17 protein-coding genes are annotated in these 22,826 nt (G+C 62.8%); 9 read left to right on the forward strand and 8 right to left on the reverse strand.

The window, feature by feature from the left end; translation table 11 throughout:
* Positions 1-46: 46 nt before the first annotated feature.
* Positions 47-1,111, reverse strand: coding sequence for a multiple monosaccharide ABC transporter substrate-binding protein (gene chvE, locus ACQZ5H_RS18400; protein WP_449098646.1), 1,065 nt, complete (start codon positions 1,109-1,111; stop codon positions 47-49).
* Between the two features lie 273 nt (positions 1,112-1,384).
* Between chvE and ACQZ5H_RS18405 the strand changes: the two genes are divergently transcribed.
* Entirely contained in the window at positions 1,385-2,389 is a 1,005-nt protein-coding gene (locus tag ACQZ5H_RS18405; RefSeq protein WP_449098647.1) for a LysR family transcriptional regulator, read from the forward strand.
* 60 nt (positions 2,390-2,449) lie between these two features.
* Complete coding sequence (locus ACQZ5H_RS18410; protein ID WP_449098648.1) at positions 2,450-2,950, forward strand: hypothetical protein; 501 nt, start codon at positions 2,450-2,452, stop codon at positions 2,948-2,950.
* On the opposite strand, the gene ACQZ5H_RS18415 is transcribed toward ACQZ5H_RS18410, so the two are convergent.
* Entirely contained in the window at positions 2,951-3,196 is a 246-nt protein-coding gene (locus ACQZ5H_RS18415; protein WP_449098649.1) for a hypothetical protein, read from the reverse strand.
* Between the two features lie 153 nt (positions 3,197-3,349).
* Here ACQZ5H_RS18415 and iolG point away from each other — a divergent pair, with 153 nt between their 5' ends.
* Complete coding sequence (iolG, locus tag ACQZ5H_RS18420; protein WP_112719485.1) at positions 3,350-4,342, forward strand: inositol 2-dehydrogenase; 993 nt, start codon at positions 3,350-3,352, stop codon at positions 4,340-4,342.
* Between the two features lie 169 nt (positions 4,343-4,511).
* Complete coding sequence (locus ACQZ5H_RS18425) at positions 4,512-5,402, forward strand: DMT family transporter (RefSeq protein ID WP_449098650.1); 891 nt, start codon at positions 4,512-4,514, stop codon at positions 5,400-5,402.
* Here the strand turns inward: ACQZ5H_RS18425 and ACQZ5H_RS18430 are convergent, their stop codons facing one another.
* Entirely contained in the window at positions 5,403-7,187 is a 1,785-nt protein-coding gene (locus ACQZ5H_RS18430) for a B12-binding domain-containing radical SAM protein (protein ID WP_449098651.1), read from the reverse strand. It lies immediately after the preceding gene.
* 270 nt (positions 7,188-7,457) lie between these two features.
* On the reverse strand, positions 7,458-9,131 hold the full coding sequence (locus ACQZ5H_RS18435) for a DEAD/DEAH box helicase (RefSeq protein ID WP_449098652.1): 1,674 nt from the start codon (positions 9,129-9,131) through the stop codon (positions 7,458-7,460).
* A gap of 690 nt (positions 9,132-9,821) precedes the next feature.
* Between ACQZ5H_RS18435 and ACQZ5H_RS18440 the strand changes: the two genes are divergently transcribed.
* Positions 9,822-12,476, forward strand: a complete 2,655-nt coding sequence (locus ACQZ5H_RS18440; RefSeq protein ID WP_449098653.1) for an autotransporter family protein — start codon at positions 9,822-9,824, stop codon at positions 12,474-12,476.
* A 148-nt stretch (positions 12,477-12,624) separates the two neighbouring features.
* Positions 12,625-13,413: a 4-hydroxy-tetrahydrodipicolinate reductase gene (dapB, locus tag ACQZ5H_RS18445; protein ID WP_449098654.1), complete on the forward strand. Its 789-nt coding sequence runs from the start codon at positions 12,625-12,627 to the stop codon at positions 13,411-13,413.
* A gap of 40 nt (positions 13,414-13,453) precedes the next feature.
* On the opposite strand, the gene ACQZ5H_RS18450 is transcribed toward dapB, so the two are convergent.
* Together ACQZ5H_RS18450 and ACQZ5H_RS18455 are read right to left on the reverse strand one after the other, a co-directional pair.
* Positions 13,454-15,244, reverse strand: coding sequence for an ABC transporter ATP-binding protein (locus tag ACQZ5H_RS18450; RefSeq protein WP_449098655.1), 1,791 nt, complete (start codon positions 15,242-15,244; stop codon positions 13,454-13,456).
* Positions 15,245-15,606: 362 nt separating this feature from the next.
* Positions 15,607-16,278, reverse strand: coding sequence for a VIT1/CCC1 transporter family protein (locus ACQZ5H_RS18455; RefSeq protein WP_203428352.1), 672 nt, complete (start codon positions 16,276-16,278; stop codon positions 15,607-15,609).
* A gap of 146 nt (positions 16,279-16,424) precedes the next feature.
* Here ACQZ5H_RS18455 and ACQZ5H_RS18460 point away from each other — a divergent pair, with 146 nt between their 5' ends.
* Entirely contained in the window at positions 16,425-16,826 is a 402-nt protein-coding gene (locus ACQZ5H_RS18460; protein WP_449098656.1) for a GFA family protein, read from the forward strand.
* A 43-nt stretch (positions 16,827-16,869) separates the two neighbouring features.
* Here the strand turns inward: ACQZ5H_RS18460 and ACQZ5H_RS18465 are convergent, their stop codons facing one another.
* Positions 16,870-17,184, reverse strand: coding sequence for a hypothetical protein (locus ACQZ5H_RS18465; RefSeq protein WP_112719476.1), 315 nt, complete (start codon positions 17,182-17,184; stop codon positions 16,870-16,872).
* 322 nt (positions 17,185-17,506) lie between these two features.
* On the opposite strand from ACQZ5H_RS18465, the gene ACQZ5H_RS18470 reads away from it, so the two are divergent.
* The gene (locus ACQZ5H_RS18470; protein WP_449098657.1) at positions 17,507-20,893 is read left to right on the forward strand and encodes a response regulator; all 3,387 of its coding nucleotides are present in this window, start codon (positions 17,507-17,509) and stop codon (positions 20,891-20,893) included.
* On the opposite strand, the gene mnmD is transcribed toward ACQZ5H_RS18470, so the two are convergent.
* Positions 20,888-21,607, reverse strand: coding sequence for a tRNA (5-methylaminomethyl-2-thiouridine)(34)-methyltransferase MnmD (gene mnmD, locus ACQZ5H_RS18475; protein ID WP_449098658.1), 720 nt, complete (start codon positions 21,605-21,607; stop codon positions 20,888-20,890). The two genes, ACQZ5H_RS18470 and mnmD, sit on opposite strands and share 6 nt — an antisense overlap.
* Here mnmD and ACQZ5H_RS18480 point away from each other — a divergent pair.
* On the forward strand, positions 21,606-22,781 hold the full coding sequence (locus ACQZ5H_RS18480) for an NAD(P)/FAD-dependent oxidoreductase (RefSeq protein WP_449098659.1): 1,176 nt from the start codon (positions 21,606-21,608) through the stop codon (positions 22,779-22,781). The two genes, mnmD and ACQZ5H_RS18480, sit on opposite strands and share 2 nt — an antisense overlap.
* The last annotated feature ends 45 nt before the right edge of the window (positions 22,782-22,826 follow it).

Below are 22,826 nucleotides of genomic sequence, written 5' to 3' on the forward strand. Positions count from 1 at the left end.
GAAGACCGGAACCCGCAATAAAGCGGGTTCCGGCCGACTTCTGAAATTACTTCAGCTGGTCTTCTTTGTAGTAACCGCTGTCGATCAGGACGGTCTTGTAGTTGTCCTTGGTGACAGCTACCGGCTTCAGCAGGTAGGACGGAACGACCTTGACGCCGTTGTCGTAGGTCTTGGTGTCGTTCACTTCCGGCTCCTTGCCAGACATGACGGCATCAACCATGGCGACGGTGACCTTAGCGAGTTCGCGGGTATCCTTGAAGATCGAGGAATACTGCTCGCCAGCGATGATCGACTTGATCGACGGAACTTCCGAGTCCTGGCCGGAAACGACCGGGAGCGGCTGGTCCGGGGTGCCGTAGCCAACGCCCTTCAGCGACGAAATGATGCCGATGGAGAGACCGTCGTAAGGCGACAGAACAGCGTCGACCTTAGCGTCGGTGTAGTTAGCCGAGAGCAGGTTGTCCATGCGAGCCTGGGCCGTTGCCGGGTCCCAACGCAGCGTGCCGACCTTGTCCATGCCGGTCTGGCCGGACTTTACGACGAGCTTGCCAGAGTCGATGTAAGGCTGGAGAACCGACATCGCGCCGTCATAGAAGAAGAAGGCGTTGTTGTCGTCCGGCGAACCGCCGAAGAGTTCGATGTTGAACGGGCCCTTGCCGTCCTTGAGGCCGAGCTTGTCGACGATCGTGCCAGCCTGGAGAACGCCAACCTGGAAGTTGTCGAACGTTGCGTAGTAGTCAACGTTGCCGGAGTCGCGGATCAGGCGGTCATAAGCGATGACCTTGATGCCGGCGTCGTGAGCCTTCTGGAGAACGTCCGAGAGGGTCGTGCCGTCGATCGAAGCAATAACGAGAACCTTGGCACCCTTGGTGACCATGTTTTCGATCTGCGAAAGCTGGTTCGGAATGTCGTCGTCAGCGTACTGGAGGTCGGTCTGGTAGCCGGCGTCCGTGAGCTGCTTGACGATGTTGTTGCCGTCGTCGATCCAGCGAGCCGAGGACTTGGTCGGCATTGCGATGCCAACGAGACCCTTGTCGGCGGCGATTGCCGGTACAACGAACGAAGCGACGCCGAAGGCAGCCGCAGCCATCAATGAGATAATGGATTTCATTTCTCTCTCCCTTGTTAATAGATCGGCGGACGAAAAATCGCCCACCACGAAACTGTGGCAGGTTCCGTAGATTGGATAGTTACTTCAGATGGTGAGAAACGAAGTAGGTCTCCTCCACGATCTCACACGTGTTGAGTGCCAACCAGCACACGGCGGCAAACTCGTACGGAATCCTATAACTGTCAAATAGAATAAGTGGTAAAGTGCATAACAAATTTGGTATATCGTTAAAAAGTATTACTTTTGATGGAAGGCGGAGGGGAGGCCGCAACCATGACGATCATCTCCGAGCCTATTCCGATGGATTACGTCGATATCCACAGCGACAATTTTGCCGATGACGCCTTTCTTCGTGCGGGTTTGAAGCTGAATCACCTGCGCATGATTGTCGCAATCGAAGATAGCGGCCAGATTTCGGCCGCCGCCGAGACGCTCGCCATCTCGCAGCCCGCCGCATCGCGAATGCTGTCCGAAATGGAATCAATCGTGAAGACGCCGCTATACGAGCGGGTGGCGCGCGGCGTGGTGCTGACGACCTTCGGAGAAGCACTCGCAAAGCGTGCGCGAAAGATCCTTCTGGAGCTGCGCGAAGCCGGCCGCGAGATCGCCGAATTGAAGAGCGGGAAGGGCGGCTCGGTGTTCATCGGCGCGGTGACGGCGCCGGCCATGAGTCTCGTCGTTCCGGCGATCGACAAGGTGCGCAAGAGCTTCCCCGGCATCGAGGTCAACATCCAGGTAGAGACCAGCAACGTGCTGGCGCGCGAACTGCTGGCCGCCCGGCACGACTTCATCATCAGCCGCATCCCCGACGATCTCAATCCGCGGCTTTTCGAAGTGCGGGAGATCGGCGTCGAGAAGGCTTGTCTCATCGTGCGTAGCGGCCACCCGCTACTCAAGGGCGGACCGAGCAGCCTTTCCGATTTGCGCGACTACGACTGGGTCTTCCAGCCGCCGGGTACGCTGCTGCGCCGTACTGTCGAGGATATCTTCCTCGGCGCCGGTGTTCCGGTGCCCGGCAATATCGTCAACACCTCGTCGCTGCTTTTGACCTGCGCGATCATCTGCAAGACGGATGCGATCGCGCCTGTTGCCGTCGATGTGGCGCAATTCCTGTCGAGCCAGAGCTCGGAGGCTTCGGATGTCCGCATGCTGCCGACGGAATTCGAGATCAACGTCAAGCCCTACAGTCTGATCACCGCCAGAGAGCGGGCGATGCCGCCGAGCGCGCGGCTGCTCTACGACCTGATCCTGGAGGAGGCGCTCGCAGTTTCGAGCTAGCCGCAAGCCCGGCGCCATCTTGGCGTTGGAGACTGCGCGCCTTCGAAACAGGAAGGCAGCATGCTGTTCGGACAATCGGTGTTCCAGTCGGTTCTGGAACGGCTGAAGGCGGAAGAGGGCGGGGATGACGACGAGGCTGGCGATCAGCCCGTGGTTCATCGCGTCCATGGTTTCTCGACCGGCCTTGCCTTCGACGTGATGGAAGGGGTGTCGGCCGCCGGGCAGAAGCCGGGCCAGGCCTATTTCGACAATCTGGAATTCGAGGCGCCGCCACCGGCGCCTGAAGCCGCCGTCGTCGAGCCGGAGCCAGAACCTGTACCGGAGCCAGAGCCGGAACCCGTCATGCCCGAACATCTGTCGCGCACCGCGCCGGCCGACATTGCGGCGGAGCTGGCGATCTCGGCGGCGGATACCGTGCAGTCGCTCGGCGAGAAGCGCCGCGCCTTTGCCAAGCTCAATCATCCCGACCGCGTAGCGCCGCAATTCCGCGACAACGCGACGCGGCGCATGACTTTGGCGAATCTGCTGATCGACGAGGCGGTACGGCGTCTCAGCCGCTGATCACTCCGGATCCTTGTCTTCTTCGGCAGGCTCGGCAACGGGCGGCTTCTCTTCGGCAGGTTGCTGCGGCTTGAAGGTCCAGAACAGCATATAGAAGGCGTAGACGCCTGCGGCACCCGACAGCACGCCCCAGAAGGGATCGCCGCCGAAAAATTCGAGCACTGCCCAGCCAAGGCAAACGGCAACGATAAGTGCGCGTACCCAGGCATTGCGGTAGGCGGGATGGCTCGGATCAATCAGCTGCATGGTTCCCCCGGTCATAATTCGATCACTTGTCTTTAGGATGGATTTCACAAATGTGAAAGAGTGGCGGGCTTGACGGCTCGCGTAGAAAATGGAATGAAAATTCCAGAAATATTGCAATTCGGTCCATTTGTTCCGAATCCTAGGGAGGTTCTCATGACTGTCAGATTTGGTCTTCTCGGCGCCGGCCGTATCGGCAAGGTTCACGCCAAGGCGGTGACCGGCGATGCCAACGCCAAGCTCGTTGCCGTTGCCGATGCATTCCCGCAGGCGGCCGATGCGATCGCTTCCGCCTATGGCTGCGAAGTGCGCACGATCGAGGCGATCGAGGCCGCCAAGGATATCGACGCCGTCGTCATCTGCACGCCGACCGACACCCATGCCGACCTGATCGAGCGCTTTGCGCGCGCCGGCAAGGCGATCTTCTGCGAGAAGCCTGTCGATCTCGACGTCGATCGCGTCCGCGCCTGCATCAAGGTCGTCAACGAAACCAATGCCAAGCTGATGGTCGGCTTCAACCGCCGCTTCGACCCGCATTTCATGGCCGTGCGCAAGGCGATCGACGACGGCCGCATCGGCGATGTCGAGATGGTGACGATCACCTCGCGCGATCCGGGCGCTCCGCCTGTCGATTACATCAAGCGTTCCGGCGGCATCTTCCGCGACATGACCATCCATGACTTCGACATGGCGCGCTTCCTGCTCGGCGAAGAGCCGGTCTCGGTCTTCGCGACGGCTGCCGTGCTCGTCGACAAGGCGATCGGCGAGGCCGGCGACTATGACAGCGTTTCCGTTCTGCTGCAGACCAAGTCCGGCAAGCAGGCGATGATCTCCAACTCGCGCCGCGCCACCTATGGCTACGACCAGCGCATCGAAGTGCATGGCTCGAAGGGTCTCGTCTCGGCCGAGAACCAGCGCCCGGTTTCGATCGAAGTCGCAAACGGCGACGGCTATACCCGCCCGCCGCTGCACGACTTCTTCATGACCCGCTACACGGAAGCCTATGCCAACGAGATCGCCAGCTTCATCGCTGCGATCGAGAAGGGCGCCAAGATCACCCCGTCGGGCGCCGATGGCCTCGCGGCGCTGGCGCTCGCCGACGCTGCCGTGCAGTCCGTCAAGGAAGGCAAGCTCATCAAGATTGGCTGACGGCCTTCTCCCGACCGAAAGCCACAATGAGATGGCCGGGCAATCGCCCGGCCATTTCGTTTTCGGGGATCAGCGAAACTTGAATTTAGCTTCAACGTTTCGCCTTTGACGCGGCGGGGCGGGGAGGCTATCAGCCAACGATATTTTCGCTCTTGCCCCGAGCCGCATCATGACCCTCGACCGCTTCGCTCCCGCCATCTTCGTGCTTCTCTGGTCGACCGGTTGGGTCGTGGCGAAATATGCGGCAATGCATTCAGAGCCGTTCACGTTTCTCGCCATCCGCTACACCTTCTCGGCGCTGGCTTTCCTGGCGCTCTGTCTGGCGCTGAAGGCGAAATGGCCAGACCGGGCGACGGTCTGGCGGGCTGTTTATTCCGGGTTCTTCCTGCACGGCTTCTATCTTGCCGCCATCTGGTGGGCGATTGCCAATGGCGTGCCGGCCGGTATCTCGGGCGTCATTGCCGCGATGCAGCCGCTGCTGACGGCGATGGCCGCGCCTTTCCTGATCGGCGAGCGGCTGCAGCCGACACAGAAGCTCGGGCTGGCGCTCGGCTTCTTCGGGATCATCATTGCGGTGTCGCCGAAGCTTCTCGAGCCGGCGACGGCCGATCTCATGCATGCGGCGGTGCCGCTGACGATCAACCTGATCGGCATGGCATCGGTGACCTACGGCACGATCTATCAGAAGAAGCATCTGCACAGCGGCGACCTGAAGGCGATCGCGACGCTGCAATATCTCGGTGCGCTCGCCATCACCGTGCCGCTGGCGCTTGCCTTCGAGAACCTGCATTTCGACGGCACCATCGAGGCTTTCGCCGCACTCGCCTGGTCGGTGATCGGCCTGTCGATGGGCGGTATCGGGCTGCTGCTCTATTTGATCCGCCGCGGCCAGGTATCGCGGGCGGCGTCGCTGATCTACCTGATGCCGCCGACGGTGGCGATCGAGGCCTTCATCGCCTTCGGCGAACCGCTGACGCTGCCGCTCATCCTCGGCACGGTTGTCGTCGTGACGGGCGTCTATCTGACGAATCGCAAGAGTGTTCAGGCGATCGAGGCCTGATCACTCGGCTGCGGGCGCTGTGTGCGTCAGCTTGGCGATCTTGCGGACGTGGTTGACGGCCGCGGTGCCGCCTGCGGTCTTGGTGAAGAGATCGAGCTTTTCTTCGTCGTCTTCTCCAACAGGGGTCAGCGCCTGGTCCATGTAGGTCTTCGAGGCCGGATCCCGGGCGATCTTGAAGGCGGCATAGCTCATCTTCACGATGACGCTTGCGAGTTTCATGTGCTTGCTGAAGGTTTCCCAGGCAAAGCGCGGCCAGAAGAGCAGGGGATGAACCGGCTTCAGCCCCGGGCGCAGTTCCGACGGGTGCTTGAGGCGGAGCAGGCCGCTCTGCAGCGGATGGACGTTTTCGAGCGGCACGGTCGTCGCGAAGGAGACGAGAACCTTGACGAGGCTGGCGAGCGGAACGCCGGTCGCGACAGCGCGGCGCAGCAGCGTCTTCACATGCTCGGGCGAATAATAGAGCGACCAGGCCTCGCGATAGACGCTTTCCCACTCTTCGCGGCTCATCTTTTCATGCGCGGTGCAGACATGCTCGACGTCGTAGACGTTGAGGTCCTTCTCCATTTCGACGCCCTTGCGCCAGAGGGTCTGGTGATCCTCGGAGCCCGGCAGCGGGGTGAGCACGAAGAACTCGATGACATCGAGGGGAAGCTCGTGCTGGATGATCTGGATATCGCGGCGGATGCTCTCCGGCGTATCGGCGGGGAAGCCGAGGATGTAGCCGGCGAGCGTCATGATGCCCTGCGCCTTCCAGGCGAGCAGCATCTTGCGGTATTCGGTGATCTTGTTCTGGTTCTTCTTGGCGGCCGTCAGATTGTCCGGATTGACGTTTTCGAGGCCGATGAAGACGCGGGTGACGCCGGCGCGCTTCGATTTCTCGATGAAGTTCGGAATCTTGTGGCAGAGGGTATCGACCTGGATCATCAGGCCGAGCGGAATGCCGTCCTTTTCCCTGAGTTCGATCAGCCGGTCGAAGATCGCTTCCCAGTCGCGGTTACGGGCGAAGTTGTCGTCGGTGATGAAGAACTTGTGGATGCCCTGCGCCCAGTTCATCCGCACCAGCTTCTCGATGTCATCGGCAGAACGGAAGCGCGACTTGCGGCCCTGGACATTGATGATGGTGCAGAAGGAGCACTGATAGGGACAACCGCGGCCGGCATCGAAGCTGCTGGAGAGGCCGAGCGTATGCTGGATGTTTTCCTTGCGCAGGAAGGGCACCGGCGTGCCGCCGATGCCCGGCAGGTCGTTCATGAAATTGTAGATGGGCTCCAGCTGGCCGTAGGCGGCGTCCTGCAGCACCTTGTCCAGGCGTCCCTCGGCTTCGCCGGCGAACATCGAGATGCCCATCTCGCGGCAGGCATCGAGCTCAACGGCCTTACCGTCGAGCATCGACAGGCAGCCCGACACATGGAAACCGCCCATCGACACCGGAATGTTTGCGGCGCGGAAGGGGCGGGCGATATCCAGCGCACGGGGATACTGGTTCGACTGCACGCCGATCAGGCCGACCATGCCGAAATTGCCGTGCCGGGCAAGCTGCGCCAGAAGCTCGGGAATGTTGACGCGGGTATTGGTCTCGTCGATCACCTTGATATCGATGCCGACACCGGGGCCGAGCACTTCGCGTTCGGCGCAGTCGGCGGCGATGCCATAGAGTGCTGCCAGCGAATTGGACGGGATCATCGCCCGCCACCAGCGGATCACGTAGCCATCGTCGTCGTAATGCGACGGCTTGATCAGAATCAGCTGGAAGCGCTTGGCGCTGGAATTTTGAGGCAATGGCACGGGCAGTCTCTCTTGATCAATGGGAGCTTGAAATGGAATGCACGTAATCGTCTCCAGCCGCCTCTCAGACGCTGGCTTTCAAACAAATCTGCTCTGATCGACGATAGACCCCGGCGTCTCGCAATGCAGATTGCAATTTCGTTCGCATATGGCTGCCGGGCCGCGGCTGTTCAAGGCCGCCGGTCCGGAAGTATTCCGTCACCGTGGTTCTAAAACAAAAAGAGGCCGGATGATACCGGCCTCTTTCTGAATTCAGTGTTCAGACCTGTCTCAGGCCTGTTCGCGGCGCTGGCCGCCACCATTGCGGGGACCCTTGCGGCGCATGCCGCCGGAGCCGTCCTTGCGCTCGCCATGGGCCTGCTGGCCCTCGCCATGCTTGCGGCCGGGACGGCCGTTGCCGTTGCGGGCAGCGCCGGGATGATGGCGATTGTGGTTTTCGCCACCGGCATGGTTCGGGCGCTGCGGCTTCTTGGCCGTGCGGAAATCCGAGGTCGATGCGAGATCGTTGTCGGGGCCGGCATCCGGGGTCGCTTCGCCACGGCGCTGGCCGCGGAAGTCCTCGTTGCGCTGCTTCTGGCGCTCGGGACGGGGACGGCGCTCGCGGCGCTCTTCGCCACCGGCGCGGACTTCGCCGCCTTCACCTTCGCGGCGCGGACGCTGCGGACGGTTGCCGCGGCCTTCGCCGCCGTTACGGTTTTCGCTGCGGCCTTCGCCGGAACGGCCCTCACCACCACCACGACGCTCGCCGCCGCGATTGCGGTTGTTGCCATTGCCGTTGCCGTTTCCACGGCGCGGGGCAGCGCGCATGTCGGCCGGAGCTTCGCCGCTGGCAACGGCGATGCTGATGTTCATCAGCTTTTCGATGTCGCGGAGCAGGCGGGCTTCATCCGGCGCGCAGAAGGCGATCGCGATGCCGTCACGGCCGGCACGTGCGGTACGGCCGATGCGGTGGACATAGGCTTCGGCAACTTCCGGCAGGTCGTAGTTGTAGACATGGCTGACGGCCGGGATGTCGATGCCGCGGGCGGCGACGTCGGTGGCGATCAGCGTCTTGATATCGCCGTCCTTGAAGGCCTTGAGGGCGCGCTCGCGCTGGCCCTGGCTTTTGTTGCCGTGGATCGAGGCGACCGAGTAGCCGACGGAATCGAGATGCTTCATCAGCTTCTCGGCGCCGTGCTTGGTGCGCAGGAAGACGATGGCGCGGCCATCGGGGTTCTGCGTCAGCGACTTCTTCAGGAGGTCGGTCTTGTCGTTCTTGCCGTTGACGAAGTGGACATACTGCTCGACCTTGTCGGCAGCCTTGCCCGGAGGCGTGACTTCGACGGTGACGGGATCGGTCAGGAAGTCGGCAGCGAGATCGGCGATCGCCTTCGGCATGGTGGCCGAAAACAGCATGGTCTGGCGCTTCTTCGGCACCATCTTGGCGATCTTGCGCAGATCGTGGACGAAGCCGAGGTCGAGCATCTGGTCGGCTTCATCGAGCACCAGGTAGCGCACGGCGGTGAGGCCGATGGCGCGGCGGGCGACGAGGTCGAGCAGGCGGCCGGGGGTGGCGACCAGAATGTCGGTACCCTTTTCGAGCTGCAGCTGCTGCTTGTTGATCGATACGCCGCCGACGACGACGTTGATGCGCAGATGCGACTTGCGCAGGAAGTTCTTCAGGTTGACGGCGATCTGGTTCACCAGTTCGCGGGTCGGCGCCAGGATCAGCGTGCGGGTGGTGCGGTTATCCGGGCGGCGTTCTTCATGGATGAGCTTCTCGATGAGCGGCAGGCCGAAAGCGGCCGTCTTGCCGGTGCCGGTCTGCGCAAGGCCGATCAGGTCGCGGCCCTGGATGAGCAGCGGGATTGCCTTTTCCTGGATGGGGGTCGGCGTTTCGATGCCGAGCTGGAAAAGAGTGGCGACAACCGGCTTGGAGACACCAAGCGATTCAAAAGTGGTCAAGTCATAACCTTTTCAGGGCGCGCCAAAAGCAAACCACCGGAGCGCCCTATGCGGTCCGGTGTCGTTCTGGCGTCAAGAACCCCGCGTGAAGTGGGAACTTGTCTTGTTGGAAAAAGCTTTCCAGCGCTTCTGCCGCGTCTTGGGTGCGGTCTCTTCGAAATGCGCTTTGCCCCTTCTTCCTGCTCCTATTTGCTGGCAGGGGCACGCTCACGCGGCGGCCGGAAGGTGAAAGCTGGGCTGCATTTGGTCTAGTTCGCGCCGAAAGTCAAGGGGATGGGCCGCATGGCTGCCTTGCGCTTTGCCGGGAGCGACGGAGCAGGCGGCGATGTCAGCCGATTTTCGGGCCCCGCGACTGTGATCTGCGGAGCGTCGCCGGCTTCAACCAATCGGTGCACTTCATGCCGTCCGGTCCTTGCTGCGTGTGGCGGCGGCGGCGCCTTCCGGCGCTTGGATGCGACATGTGGTTTTTCTAATATGGTTCGGAAGATTACCAATGTCTTAACGCATTGATTTACAAAAGTTTCATAGTCGAAAGTTCTGTTGCTGCGCCGCAACATCGTGTCGTTTTTTGAAAAATGTTTGTCGCTTTGCAACCTAATGGTTGCTTGCCGGATCGGCCGAACGCGGGCAGGGGGAGCGTATTCAAGACGTGTAAGTGTTCATATTAGAATCAACTTTATGGAGATATTCGTGAGCGCCACCTCCGGCATCAGGTTTTTCGAAAAGCAGACTCTTCTCGCAGGCGTGAGCTTTGCTGCACTACTTCTCGGTAGCTGTCTCGCATCCCCGGCTCTCGGGGCTGAGTATCTGGTCAGCAACGAAACAGAGTTGCGTAACGCCATCACGGCGGCAAATGCCGATGGCGATGCGACCGCGACGATCAAGCTCACTCAGAGCTTCGCGGTGGGGACGGGCGTCTTGCCGACGCCTTCCAAGCCGATGACCGTCGATACGCAGGGCTTTACCCTGACGGGTAACGGCTCGCCAGGGGAGGCGGCGCTATCGTTTACGAATACCGCCGGTAACACCTTGACGGTTGTCGGAAGCGTTACTGGGGGCGCTGGCGCTGCCGGCGCGACCGGAGGCAACGGGCTTTATGCAAGATCACAGGCCGTGCTTTCCTCTATCGTCAATAGCGGGACAATTACCGGTGGCGCTGGCGGGACCGGGGGCGGCTTCGGCGGCAGAGGCGCGGCCGTATTGGACACGGTGTTTGTCAATAACGGCACGGTTCGCGGCGGGCAGGGAACTGGTGCCATCGGTGGCAGCGGCATAGAGATGTCACGCGGCTCCGTATTGACGAATAATGACCTCATCGAGGGCGGGTCGGGCACGTCTGGCGGCGCCGGGATCTATCTGGTCGGACCTGCTGCCGGCAACAACAGCATCGTAAACAACGGAACCATCCGTGGTGGTGCCGGTACGGTCAACGACATCAACAGCTCCGCTATTGTCATCCGTACCACAGGCAACGTGATTACCAACAAGGGCCTGATCGAGGGCGGCACAGGCGGGATAGCCATTGCCGCGATGAACGGCACGCTCGATATCAACGTCGTCAACAGCGGTGCCATCAAGGCTGGTACGGGGCAGACGGATGCGATCGGCTGGACGGTCGCGCCGACGTCGGGCGCGCTCACACTGGAACTCCAGAAGGGCTACGACATCGAGGGCGATGTCGTCGCAAACGCGACGGGAACCGCAGACGCGCTGCGCCTTGGCGGCACGGGCAACGAGACCTTCCATATCGACGAGATTGGCGCCGCCGCGCAGTATCAGAATTTCGATACGTTCGAGAAAACCGGCACCAGCACGTGGCTGCTCGACGGCGTCGGCACGGCCACGACGGACTGGACCGTCTCCGACGGCACGCTGCTGATCGGCGACGACGCGACCGACAGCGTCACCGGCGACATCACCAACCTTGCGACGCTTGGCGGCAGCGGCACGATCTTCGGCAATGTGACGAATTCGGGGACCATCGTGGCCGGCAGCGGTGCCGTGGGCGCGCTGACGATCTCGGGCGACTATACCGGCAATAACGGCGTGCTCGATATCCAGTCTGTGCTCGGCGGCGATACGTCGGCGACCAGCCAGCTCGTCGTCACAGGCAATACGGCAGGGACGACCACCGTGCGGGTGACGAATGCAGGAGGTGCCGGGGCGCAGACGGTCGAGGGCATCAAGATCATCGATGTCGGCGGCACATCGGCCGGTACTTTCTCGCTGCAGGGCGACTATGTCTATAACGGCGATCAGGCCGTCGTCGGCGGCGCCTATGCCTACCGGCTCTATCAGAACGGGATCGCCACACCTGCCGATGGCGACTGGTATCTGCGCTCCGTGCTGATTGCGACATCGACGGCGCCGCTCTATCAGGCGGGCGTGCCGATCTACGAGGTCTATCCGCAGATGCTGCAGCAGCTGAACGCCATCGGCACGCTGCAGCAGCGCGTCGGTGACCGCTACTGGGAGACCGGCAGCGATCCGGTCGCCGCAAACGGGCCGGATGGCGTGTGGATGCGCACCGAGGGCATGTATGGCCGCGTCGATCCGGCCTCCAGCACCAGCGGCGCCACCTATGATTACGATCTCTGGAAGGCCGAAGGCGGCGTCGACGGCGAGCTCTATCAGAGCGACAAGGGCCTGCTGATCGGCGGGCTGACGGCGCATTTCGGCACGATCACCGGCGATGTCAGCTCGATCTACGGTGACGGCAAGATCGAGACGATGGGCCAGGGCGTCGGCGCGACGCTTACCTGGTATGGCGCGGATGGCTTCTATGCCGATGCGCAGGGGCAGTTCACCCTCTACGACACGACGCTGAAATCCGATCTCACCAATGCCGACCTGAAGGGCGGCAATAGCGGCTTCGGATCGACGCTCAGCATCGAGGCGGGGCGGCGCTTTGCCTCGGCCGGTTCGTGGTCGATCACGCCGCAGGCGCAGCTCATCTATTCGTCGATCGATTTCGACGATTTCCATGATGCCTTCGGCGCGCCGGTTTCGCTCGATCGCGGCGACAGCCTGAATGGTCGCGCCGGTATTGCCTTCGATCGCGACGAGAGCTGGGAGAAAGCCGACGGCAAGACGGTTCATGCCAAGCTCTACGGCTCTGCAAACCTTTACTACGAGTTCCTGCAGGGAACGGCGGTCGATGTCGCGGGCCTGCGCTTCAAGACGGAAAACGACCGGCTCTCGGCCGGTGTGACGCTCGGCGGCTCCTATAGCTGGAACGACGAGCGCACCTCCGTCTACGGCGAAGCGACCGCCCGTTCCTCGCTCGAGAATGTCGGCAGCAGCTATGCGCTGAGCGGCACTGCCGGTATCCGCGTGAAGTGGTAAGCGATCAGAACGCCCGGTCCGCGCCGCGGGCCGGGCGCTTTGGCTAACCGTCTTCATCGTGACGGTAGGCAAGGCTGCCGTTTTGCCATATCGCAGGGTTCGAAGCGCGCCGGCGCTTCGGTTTGCCCCTATGCGGATGGAGATGCCCGTGACCTTGCCTGTCAAAATTGCCGTCAGCGGCGCCCGGGGTCATATGGGCCGCGCCATTCTTTCCGCGCTTGCAGATGATCCTGCCTTCACCCACGTCTGCAGCATCGGCCGGACCGGCGGCGACGGGCTTGTCGATCGCTCGGTGGCCATCGAGGCGGCGGACGTGATCCTCGATTTCTCCACGGCATCGGCGGCGGCCGAACTGGCCGAACTCTGCGCGGAGAGAAATGGGCCGGCGCTGGTGATCGGGGCGACGGGCTTCGAGTCGGATGAGCTTGAACGGATCAACAGGGCGGCCAGCAAGGTCGCGATCGTCTGCTCCGGCAATTTTTCGATCGGCGTCAACATGCTGGTCGGCCTCGTCGCGCAGGTCGCGGGCACATTGCCCGCTGAAACCTGGGACATCGAAATCCTCGAGGCCCATCACCGCCGCAAGGTCGATGCGCCATCCGGCACGGCGCTGATGCTCGGCGAAGCCGCCGCCGATGGCCGCGGTGTGGCGCTCTCATCCGTCGAGCGGCGCAGCCGCGACGGCATGACCGGCGAACGCCCGGCCGGTGAAATCGGCTTTTCGGTGATCCGCGGCGGCGGCATCGTCGGCGAGCATAGCGTCATGTTTGCAGCCGGAGAGGAAGTGCTGACGCTGTCGCATTCGGCGCTCGACCGCGGCATGTTCGCCCGCGGCATGTTCGCCCGCGGCGCACTCGCTGCCGCCCGCTGGGTCATGGGGCGGACGCCGGGCGAATACGACATGCAGGATGTCCTGGGTTTGACGCGGAAATCCTGAGGGGTCGAAGCACCGGAGGCTGTGCTCCGGTGCTTCGGGTTCATGCCACCAGGCCCTTGGTGAGCTCCAGCGCCTGCCGCTCGAACAGCCGGCGGTAGATGCCGTTGTTCAGGCGGACGAGCGATTGGTGGTCGCCTTCCTCGACGATCCTGCCCTTGTCGAAGACGAGCAGGCGGTCGAGTGCCCTGACGGTCGACAGGCGATGCGCGATCACCAGCGTCGTGCGTCCCTCCATCAGGCGTTCCATCGCCTGCTGGATCTGCACTTCGCTCTCGCTGTCGAGGCTGGACGTCGCCTCGTCGAGGATCAGCACGGGCGCATCCGCAAGGAAGGCACGGGCGATGGCGACGCGCTGGCGCTCGCCGCCCGACAGCTTGACGCCGCGCTCGCCCACCATCGTCTCATAGCCTTTGGGAAGGCTCATGATGAAGTGATGGGCGCTTGCCTGTCTCGCTGCGTCCTCGATCTCGCGTCTCGATGCCTCCGGCCGGCCATAGGCGATGTTTTCGGCCAGCGTCCGGTGGAACAGGATCGGCTCCTGCTGGACGATGGCGATCTGGCCGCGCAGGCTCGACTGCGTCACCTTTGCGATATCCTGCCCGTCGATCCGGATCGAGCCGGAGTTGACGTCATAGAGGCGCTGGATGAGCTTGACGAAGGTCGTCTTGCCCGAGCCCGAATGACCGACCAGGCCGACGCGTTCGCCGGGCTTGATAGCGACGGAAAAGTCGTCATAGAGTGGCGTCGGATGGGCGCCGTACTGGAAGGTGACGCGATCGAAGATGATCTCGCCCTTGCCGATGGCGATCGCCCTGGCGCCCGGCCTGTCCTCGATGCCGAGCGGCGTCTTGTCGAGCAGCACCAGCTCTTCCATGTCGTTGACGGCGCGTTGCAGGTTGCGGATATCCTGCCCGACCGAGCGCAGATATCCCTGCAGCACGAAGAACATCGCCAGCACGAAGGTGATGTCGCCCGGCGTCGCCAGACCCTTCTGCCACATGATGAGGCCGGTGCCGAGGATGCCTGCCTGCATCGAGACCATCATGAAGCCCTGAATCGTGCCGTTCAGCGTGCCGCGCCGCCAGGTCCGCCGCGTGCGGCTGTCCCATTTGGCGAGAACGTGGCTCAGGCGCTCTTCCTCGCGGTCTTCGGCGCCGAAGGCCTTGACCACCGAGTTGCAGCTGATCGCATCGGCAAGCGCGCCGCCGAGCTTGGTATCCCAGGCATTGGCGAGCTTGGCCGCAGGCGAGACATAGCCCATCGAAAGCACGACGGTGACGCCGATATAGATCAGCGATCCCGCCGCCACGATGAGGCCCATGACCGGCCAGTAGCTGCCGAGGACGATGCTGGCGCCGGCAAGCATGACGACCGACGGCAGGAGTGCGACCAGCAACAGGTCGTTCAGCGCGTCGAGCGCCCACATGCCGCGGGTGATCTTGCGCACCGTCGAGCCGGCAAAGCTGTTGGCATGCCAGTCGGTGGAGAAACGCTGCACCTTGTGGAAGCCGCTATTGGCGACATCGGCCATTATGCGCAGCGTCAGGCGGATGATGCCGTTGAAGATGAACCAGCGCAGCATGACGCTGGTGAAGCCGAGCGCTGCGACGACGACGAAGGCGCGGATTGCGCCATCGGCCGCATTGCCGCCGGCGATCGCATCGACGATCCGGCCGGAGAAGACCGGCACCAGGACTTCGGCGAGCGTGCTGGCGATGACCAGCAGGATAATGCTGCCGACGAGGGCAGGGCGATGCGTCCATTGACGAAAAACAAAGCCGAGCACGTTGCGATAAGCATCGGCACGGAAGTCGAGCTTCTTGCGAGTCATTTTAACCAGTCCGGCGCCATATCGAGGGCAGCCGGCCCCAAAATCGAGAGTTAATAGACACAGCCGGAACGGGAGACGAAATAACCCCGGCAGATCGGTGGCGCTGTGAAAGACGTTAAAACCGCTTGCCGCGTGCCCTGGGCGGGCCGCGAATTGGAATGACCTAGTGTCGGATCATTCCGGACGGGAGGGTTTCGATGAATACTGATGTCATGCAACGCCTCCTCTGTTTGATCTGCAGCGATGGAGATTTTGTACCGGACAAATCCGGTCTTGCCAACCGGATCTTTTCTACTTTGCAGAGAATGATGCAGGGACGACACACCATCGAGGCGCGAGTGCCACATTCAAAGGGGTGCGTATTAGCCGCCGAGCGCGACGGCGATCAGCACGAGCACGAGGCCTAGACCGGTCATCGTCAGCCCGGCATAGAGCGGTCTGCCACCGGAAAAACTTGCCCAAGCATAGCCGGTGATGAAGAGCAGCGCGATCAGCACGAGGTTGCTGACGCGCAGCGCCAGTTCGGCGTCGGCGATCAGGAAGAAGGGGATCACGGCGGGGATGGCGGTTGCGAAAACCAGGATGCCGATCCCGGTGGCGGCGAGGATATCGTTTCTCGTCAGCAATGCCTTTCGCGGCTCGGCGCGGGCGGTCAGCGCCAGGAGCGAGCGGTAGAGGGCTTCGGCATCGGCGGTCTTTCCCGAGAACGGGGTGTCCTCGATCGGAAATTCCTCGGCAAGCACGGCAAGCGCCGTCGCCTCGCTGCGTGCGGCCTTGATATGCCGGAAGAGACGCAGGCGCCGGCTCTTGTAGAAACTGGTGCCGAGCACGAACAGGACGGCATCGATGATCGCCCAGGCGGCGTTGCAGCCGAGCGTCGCGACGACGAGATCGCGCACCTCGATGCCTTCCTCATGCATGACGAGCCGGGAGCCGACGGTCCAGGTCAGTGCCATGATCAGTCCGAAGAGCACCTCGCCGAGCGCGTCGCCGGGATCGAGCGCGTCGAATATGGAGCGGATCGGCGACGTCATCGAATGGCCCTCCCATGCGGCAAGGCCGCAAGAGACGACTATGATCGAGGCGGGCCGCGGGCTCATTGAGCCGGATCAAGGCTGATTGCGGTTGCCGGTCCATTCCGGCAGGATGGCGCATCGACTGCGAAGGAGGAGATCACGTGATGATGATCGGCTCATGTCATTGCGGCAAGGCGCACTGGACGCTGGAAGGCGATCCGGGATCGATCACCGCCTGCAACTGCACGCTCTGCCGCCGGTACGGCACGCTCTGGGCCTATGATTATGAAGGCGAGCGGGTGGCGGTCAGCGGGCCGACGGCGTCCTATACGCGCTCGGGAAGGGACGAGTCGCCGCTGGAGATCCTGTTCTGCCCTGCCTGCGCCTGCGTTCTCGCCTGGCGCGGTCTGGTGCTGGAACCGGATGGACGGCGGCGGATGGCGGTCAATGTCAGGCTTGCGCCGCCGGAGGCCGTGGAAGATCTGGCGATCGACCATTTCGACGGGCTGGTGACCTTCACCGATCTGCCGTCGACGGGGCGCTGCGTGCGCGATCTCTGGTTCTAGGGAAAAGACGGCGCCGCCGGGAGGAAGCGGCGCCGCAAGTCACTCAGCGTCTGCAGACCTCGGCGCGGAAGGGCTGGCCCCAGCGGTCATAGCGCCATTCCGTGTGGCAATAGCGGGGCGCGTAATAAGCCGGATAGGCCGGGTAGGCCCGCGGCGGCGGGTAGTAGGCATAGGGGCCGGGATAATAGGGGCGCGAGGCAATTGCGCCGCCGACCACGCCGCCAACGACGCCTCCGGCAACACCGCCCCAGAAGGCGTCGCCGCCGCGGGCATTGGCTGTTCCGGTGGTGGCGAAGGTGGCGCCGGCAAAGGTCAGCGCAATCAGGCCCGCCGCCATGGTCTTATGAAGAACGGACATGTCGAATTCCTTTCATGGACAAGGCTTGTCTTGAAGCCATGGTCAGAATCCGCCCCGATCGCGGCGCGTTGATGGTCGCACAAGCGCTTGCGGAATTAAATTTTCGTCATGATTGCCGGGGTTTTGCCGCATTCTTGCGAGGGCGAAAGCGCAAATGAACGCAAGGGGATGAGGCCCGCCGCTGCCGTTCTGATTCAACTTTAAGGCCGCTTTCGGCGCCTGCCGCTCGCGCTCTAAGATTTTATGGTTAAAAGCTTGTTAAGCGACTTGGCATTATGGTTGCAGACGTGAATATTTCATTCACAGCGGGAGTGGACGCTTTTTGACATCGGCAGGCAACCTTCTGGAACTGGCATGCAGCCGGATCGCGGATCTGGATACGCCAGCCTATGTGAAGAACAGCGAGCTTCGCTATGTCGCTGTGAATGCCGCCTATGCGCATTTTTTCGGTCTCGATATTTCCGATTTCATCGGCCGCCGCAGCCGCGAGGTTCTCGACCGGCCGGAAGAGGACGAGCGTGAGGACAAGGAGCGCCGGGCGCTGGTCTTCGGCACCGAGGAAAGCGCGATCTGCTTCGACCGGTCGGCCACAAGTCACGAGCGGGTGCAGATCGAAAGCTTCATGCCATCTGAAGAGCGGGCCTATGTGCTCGGCGTTTTCGAGAAGCGGGCGCAGCTGCGCCGTCCTGTCGCCTCCGGTCCGGATCAGACGCTGCTTGCCGATTTCGAGCGGGTGCGTTCGGCGATCGAAAAGCTCGACCACCCCGTCGGCATCTTCGCCGATGACGGGCGGCCGCTCGCCGTCAATGCGGCCTACCGCGGCGGCTCCAGGCATGTCGCCGAGACCGGCTGGCACAAGAGCGTTGCCGAGCTCGATCTGCTGCGCACGATCATGGAAGATCTGCCGGTCGCGGCCTTCGCGCGCGACGAGCAGCATCGCCTCGTCTATGCCAACCAATATTATGAGACCTTCACCGGTCACGACCGCGCCAAGGTGCTGGGGCTGACCGAGCACGAAATGTTCGGCGAAGACGGCGGCGGCGCCATCTACGAAGAAAACTGCCTGGCGCTGAAGAACGGCTCGCTGACTGAGGTCGAGGGCAAGCTGCCGAGCACGGACGGCAAGTCCTATCCGATCCTGTCGCGCGTCAACCGCGTGCAGACGCCCGACGGCAAGCTCTATGTCGTCGGTTCCTTCTCCGATATCTCGCCGCTGAAAGAGCGCGAGGCGGAGCTCATCCAATCGCAGCAGCATGCCGAAGTGCTGCACCGGGATATCGAGAGCATCCTGCGCTCGCTGCCGGTCGGCGTGCTGATCCTCGATAACAAGCTCGATATCCTCTACGTCAACGACGAGTTCTACCTGATCAGCGATCTGCCGATCGAGGACCGTTTCGACGGGCGGCCGTTCATGGACGTGATCCGCCGCAATCACGCGCTCGGGCGCTACGGCTACACTCAGACGCCGGAAGAAATCCTGGAATCGCGGCGCCATCACTTCTCGACCGCCGACGATCCGGAGCCGGTGGAGCTCAACTGGTCGGGCGGCAAGTCGATCATCTTCGACAGCCGCCGCATTTCCGACGACCGTATCCTGCTGACCTATTCCGATATCAGCGCCATCCGCCAGCGCGAGCAGGAAGTTCATGACGCCAAAGCGGCGATCGAGACGCTTGGCGAATTGATGCGCGATGCGACGCGGGCGATGCCGCAGGGGCTGGCGATCGTTCAGGACGGCATCATCCAGCTTTCCAATGATGCGCTCTCCGGCGTCTTGCAGATCCCGCCGGAATATCTGGCCGCCGGGCGCGGCTGGATCGACCTCTTCAATTTCTGCGCCGAGCGCGGTGACTTCAATGGCGCCGCGGCCGATACGCTGCATTACTGGCGCAGCAGCATCGCCACGCGCCAGCCGATTACTACCGTCTTCCACATTTCCGGCGAGCGCTGGGTCAATATGGAAGCGACGATCAGCGAGCGCGGCCACTGGATCGCTCTCTTCACCGACGTCACCGAGATGAAGCAGCGCGAGGGCGAGCTGGAGCGGCTGCTGTCGCGCGCCGAGGCTGCCGACCGCGCCAAGTCCGAATTCCTCGCTAATATGAGCCACGAGATCCGCACGCCGATGAACGGCGTTCTCGGCATGGCCGAGCTGATGGCGAAGACCGATCTCGATGCGCGGCAGAAGACCTTCATCGACATCATCGTCAAGTCCGGCAATGCGCTGCTGACGATCATCAACGACATCCTCGATTTCTCGAAGATCGATGCGGGGCAGATGAAGCTGCGCAGGGCGGCCTTCGATATGGTCGAGGCGGTCGAGGATGTGGCGACGCTCTTGTCGTCGCCGGCGGCCGAGAAGGACCTGGAGCTGCTCGTTCGCGCCGATCCAAACCTGCCTGCAGCCGTGATCGGCGATGCCGGGCGTTTCCGGCAGATCGTCACCAACCTCGTCGGCAATGCCGTCAAGTTCACCGAGAAGGGCCATGTCTTCGTCGATATCGGGTTCCGCCAGGGATCGGACGGGGAGATCATGGTCGAGCTCAGGATCGAGGATACCGGTATCGGCATCCCGACCGACAAGCTGCAATCGGTGTTCGACAAGTTCTCACAGGTCGATTCCTCCTCGACGCGGCGTCACGAGGGAACGGGCCTTGGGCTGGCGATCACCGCCGGTCTCGTCGATCTCTTCGGCGGCTATATCCATGCCGAGAGTGAACCGGGGCGCGGGACCGTCTTCACCGTCAACCTGCCGTTCGCGGTGGCGGCGGCCAAGCTCGATCCGAAGCCGCTGCCGGTCAATGTGCGCGGCGCGCGCATCCTCGTCATCGACGACAACGAGGTGAACCGCAGCATTCTCAGCGAACAGCTGACGCTCTGGGGTTTCGACGGCGTGGCGGCGGAAAGCGGCGCGACGGGGATCGCCATTCTGGAGGCGGCGCATCAGGTGGGCGTCGAGGTCGATGCCTTGGTGCTCGACTATCACATGCCGCAGATGAACGGCGCCGAAGTGGCGCGCAAGTTGCGCGCCGACCGGCGTTTCGAAAACCTGCCGATCATCTTCCTGACCTCGATGGATATATCGGGTTCGGAAAAGGAATTCGCGGCGCTGAACGGCCAGGCGCATCTGATGAAGCCGGCGCGCGCCAACCTGCTGCGCGGCACGATCGTCGAGGTCGTCAGGGCCAAGCGCGTCAAGCAGGCGTCCGAAGCCGAGCTTGCGCGGCTGCAGGCCGAGCTCGCCGCCAAGGCGCCGGAGCCGGAAGAGGCCGAGCCCGAAATCGAGACGCCGCGCCGCAAGGCCGATTTCATCGACGTGCTGGTGGCCGAGGACAACGAGGTCAACCAGATCGTCTTCACGCAGATCCTGCAGGGCACGGGCCTGAGCTTCCTCGTCGTCAACAACGGCCAGGAGGCGGTCAATGCCTGGGAAGCGCATTCGCCGCGGATCATCATGATGGATGTATCGATGCCCGTGATGAACGGTCACGACGCGACACGGGCGATCCGCTCGCGCGAGCGCGGGCAGGGGCACCGCGTGCCGATCATCGGCGTCACCGCGCATGCGCTGGAAAGCGACCGCGAGCTCTGCCTCGATGCCGGCATGGACGACTACATGTCGAAGCCGATCAGCCCCGAGCTGCTGGAAGAGAAGATCCAGCTGTGGCTCGGCAAGAGCGAGCCGCTGCCGGGCCGCTCCGGCCTATAGGACCTTCGGGCCGCAGAGCATTTCGCGCTTTCCCGCAAAGCCCTTTCGCCGCTCGACGGCAAAGCCTGCCGCAACGAGATTGCGCCGGACGAAGCCGGCCGCGGCATAGGTGGCGAAGCTGCCGCCGGGAACGGTCTTCTCGCAGACGAGTCGCATCAGCTCTTCCGACCACATGTCGCCGTTGCGCGACGGGGCGAAGCCATCGAGATACCAGGCGTCGAAGCGCGGCTCGGCGGCCCTGACGCCATCGAGTGCCGCGCCGCAGACGACGCTGAGACGGGTCTGCGGATCGAGATCGAGGCTGATGATGCCTTGCGGGTTATCGGGCCAGGCGGCGGTCAGGCCGTCGCGCTCGGTATCGATCTCCGGCCAGTGCGACAGAGCGCGGGCAATCTCGTCGCGCTGCATCGGATAGAGCTCGAAGGAGATGAAATGCAGGTGCTGGCCATTCCTGCGGTGCAGCTTCCACTGTCGCCAGGTCTCGGCGAAGTTCAGGCCGGTGCCGAAGCCGAGCTCGCCGATCTGGAAACTGTCCCTTTCCGCCCAGCGTTCCGGCAGGCCGTTGCCGGAAAGGAAGACGTGGCCGCATTCGAGCCGGCCGTCGGTCTGGCAATAAAAGTGATCGCCAAAGGCCTGCGAATAGGGCATATCGCCGTCTCGCCATTCGAGCGGCTGGCTGTTGCTGCCAATCTGATCGGGATCGATATCTGTCATGCCACAAGCCGATAGTCCGGCTCTTCTCTCCGGTCAATCCGCCGATCTCTTGATCGCCGGCGGCGGCATCATGGGCCTGTGGGCGGCGGTATATGCCGAGCGGCTGGGCATCGACACGCTGCTGATCGATGCCGGGCGGATCGGCGGGGGCGCCAGCGGCGGCCTGCTGGGCGCGCTGATGCCGCATATGCCGGACAAGTGGAATGCCAAGAAGCAGTTCCAGTTCGATGCGCTGCTCAGCCTCGAAACCGAGATCGCGGCACTGGAAGCCGCCACCGGCCTTTCCGCAGGCTACCGCCGCTCCGGCCGGATCATTCCGCTGCCGAAGCCGCATCTGAAGACGATCGCGCTCCGGCATTCGGCCGATGCCGAGGTCAACTGGAACCAGCAGGGCCGGGCGTTTCACTGGCATGTTTCCGATCAACCCGCCGTCACCGGCTGGATCGACCCGGCTGCGGGCGACAGCGGTTTCGTGCACGACACGCTGGCGGCCCGCGTTGCGCCGCGAGCGCTGGTCTCGGCGCTCAGGGCGTTTCTCGATCGGGCGCGGCACGTGCGGATCGCAGAGATGGCGGCGCTTGGCTCGCTGGATGTGGAGGCAGGTACTGCCGAGATCGATGGCGATCGAGTGAGTTTCGGTCACTGCATCATCGCGGCCGGGCATGCATCGTTTCCGATCCTGCAGCGCTTCAATCCGGGTTTGCTGCAACCACTGGGCCAGCCGGTGAAGGGGCAGGCGGCACTGCTGAAAGCCGATATTGATCCGGCTCTTCCCGTCATCTTCCGCGACGGTCTCTATATCGTGGCGCATGAAGGCGGGCATGTCGCGATCGGCAGCACCAGCGAGAACAGCTTTGCCGATCCCCATGGCACCGATGACCAGCTGGAACCGTTGATTGCGGCTGCGCGCGAAATGGCGCCGGCGTTGGCGGATGCGCCTGTCGTCGAGCGCTGGGCAGGGCTGCGGCCGAAGGCGATCGATCGCGATCCGATGGTGGGGCGCCATCCCGATCATCCCCGGCTCCATGCGCTGACGGGTGGTTTCAAGGTGAGTTTCGGGCTCGCCCACCGGCTGGCGGAATGCGTCACTGGCGAAATTGCCGGTCAGCCCGCGGGGTTCGACCTGCCGGATAGTTTCGCGCTTTCCAGCCATATCACGGCCGCTTCACGCTAAACGTGAATTAGTCCAAAGCTTATTTCGTTATTCTGTCATGCAAAT

This window comes from Rhizobium sp. 21-4511-3d (assembly GCF_053522545.1).